Consider the following 2630-nt stretch of genomic DNA (forward strand, 5'->3'; position numbering starts at 1 on the left):
TCATCAGCAAAAATAGGAAGAGATTTGGGTATTAGCGGCTAAGCAGGTGGGTAAAAACATACAATATCTGGAACCAAGGAAAAGGAACTTGTGACAAAGAAAAGTTTGATTTAAAGAAAGAGCTGGCAAGAGTAACGAGAGAAAGAGACATTTTAAAAAAAGCCCTGGGATATTTTGCAAACCAAAAAGAGTTTTTATAAAAGAACATGAAAATTGCTATAAAACACGGGAATTATGAAGGTTTTTGAACGTATCTGCTTGTATAGATGGATTACTCAGAAAAAAAACAATAAGAGAAGAGCTCATACAAAGAAAAGCATCACAATGCAGGTACGGAGCTCCTAAACTGAATTAAAGGCTTTAGGTAAAATCAAAACAATGTTATGCAGAAAAATGGCATTCAAGCTAAGCTTAGATGAAGGTTTAAAACCACAAATAGAGTTATAACATATTGAATCAGAATTTCACCACTGATCAACCAAACAAGATATGGGTTTAGGTACATAAAAACCAATGAAGGATGGTTGGCAATAATAGATTTAGTTGATAGGCATAGATATGGCTATTGATAGGCGCAAATCTGCTTATAGCGATCAAGGATCACAATACACCTCTAAAAATTAGAGATTTTTACTGAGTACAAAAAATATTATTTCTAGACAAAGGTTATTGTTATGATAATGCTGTTTCAGAGAGCTTTTTTAGTTCACTCATACTCATTGATACTTCACAACACTCTGCACAACACCGCAATATTTGAATATATAGAGGGAATGTTCAAAAAAGTGTGTCAAGCCGCATTTTTAGTTCAACTCAATTTTCAATCTATCAGGAAAGAAAAGATCAAGTTGAGAGATAGTTAATGCCCAATCAGATATAGGCATCATCCACTTTTCCTCTGCTTTCTTTATAGCACAATATACCTGTTTGTACAAGGCATTTATGCTGGTAAATGAGCCTTTGGTTTTGGTGAATTTTCTAATTTGCCTATGTAGTCCCTCTATGGGATTAGTGGTGTAGATCACCCTTTTAATTGGCCCAGAATACTTAAAATAACCAGATAAGTTTTCCCAGTTATTTTGCCAAGATTTTATAACCATAGGGTACTTTGTGCCCCACTTTTCATCCAATTCCAACAGATAATTCTCAGCAATTTCCTTGCTTGATATATCTTCTTTAAATCGCTCAAAAAACTCTTTGCGTCTTTACTAGCCACATACTTCAGTGAATTGCGTATTTGATGTACTATGCACATCTGTACTTCTGCATTAGGAAAGACACTATTTATAGCTGTAGGAAAGCTTTTCAGACCATCAACACAAGCTATCAGAATATCCTCTACTCCTCTTGTATCTTGTAAAAAGCATCTAATGTTTTAAGCTTAAGCATTAGGTGGAGGAGGGAAGAACTCTGTTTCTCCTCTTAGATATAAAATCTGTAAGAAAGATAAGAGTTCCCTCCTCAAAAGTATAGGCTGGACGGTATCGTAGAAAGACCTAAATGGCTCTAATTCTGTATCCACAAGGTTAGCCTTACTTTTCGTTTTAAATGGTAACGTATGGGGTTATATATGATCAACAACTTTCTTGGAATTGATGTATCAAAAGATCGCTTTGATGTTTTTCTTTCATTCATAAGTAAAAAAGAAAAGCGTGAAACTAGGAAAAGGAGCTTTAAGAACGATGATCTTGGGTTTCAAGGTCTGCTGAGTTTTCTACAAAAGCATAATGTGGAAGAAGTAAAGTCATGCATGTGGTTGTTATAGCGAAGCTTTGGCTGAATTTCTGCACAATGCTGGACATTTTGTTAGTGTTGTAAATCCTTATTGTATTAAATCTTATACAAGGAGTAAGCTCGTAAGACAAAAGAATGATCAGACTGATGCAGAAATTATTGCTGATTATTGCCAAAGACAGGAACCAACTCGTTGGACACCACCTTCTTCTGAAATGAAAAAATTAAAACATCTTTATCGTTGCTCAGTTGCGTTAAAAGAATTAGTAAATAACCACCTAGAAAAAAAAGAGAGACTGCCTAAAGAAGTTGCAAATGCTTGTTGCAACGAATATAGTTAAAAAAATAGAAATAATAAAAAACTCCATACGCAAACTATTAAAGCAGCACAAAGAATTGTTGGAAAATTTTCAGCTTCTATTGACTATTCCAGGAATAGGAGAGGAATCAGCAATGGCTATTTTAGCTGAAATCCCTGACATAAAAGCTTTTAGAGATGCCAGGCAATTGGCAGCATATACAGGAGTTATACCGAAAAATATAACATCAGGTTCATCTGTACATTCTAAACCAAGATTAAGTAAATCAGGTTCACAAACATTACGTAAGGCCCTTTTCTTTCCTGCCATAGTAGCCAAGAATCACAATCCTATCATTGTGAGTTTTTGCCAAAGACTAAAGAAGAAGGGTAAGCATAATATGGCAATTGTGGGAGCTGCAATGCGTAAGCTACTCCATATCATTTTCGGTATCCTGACATCCAAAAGTGCTTTTGATCCAAATCATATCAAGAATTACAGAACTAGGATGTTGACTGTAGTTTAAAATCAAAAAATGCTTCCAATCCATTCAACATATTCACTAACTGTAATCTGTGTACTGTTACACAATCAGAA

Annotated in this window: 3 pseudogenes; 2 read left to right on the plus strand and 1 reads right to left on the minus strand. The window is 34.8% G+C overall.

The window, feature by feature from the left end:
• Positions 1-863, plus strand: a pseudogene (locus Wcon_RS13570) (transposase family protein); the annotation flags it as partial.
• Here Wcon_RS13570 and Wcon_RS10000 read toward each other — a convergent pair.
• Positions 804-1348, minus strand: a pseudogene (locus tag Wcon_RS10000) (IS256 family transposase); the annotation flags it as partial. The pseudogenes Wcon_RS13570 and Wcon_RS10000 overlap by 60 nt on opposite strands.
• Before the next feature lie 222 nt (positions 1349-1570).
• Here Wcon_RS10000 and Wcon_RS10005 point away from each other — a divergent pair.
• Positions 1571-2559, plus strand: a pseudogene (locus Wcon_RS10005) (IS110 family RNA-guided transposase).
• Positions 2560-2630: the final 71 nt, after the last annotated feature.

It is taken from the genome of Wolbachia endosymbiont of Cylisticus convexus (genome assembly GCF_003344345.1).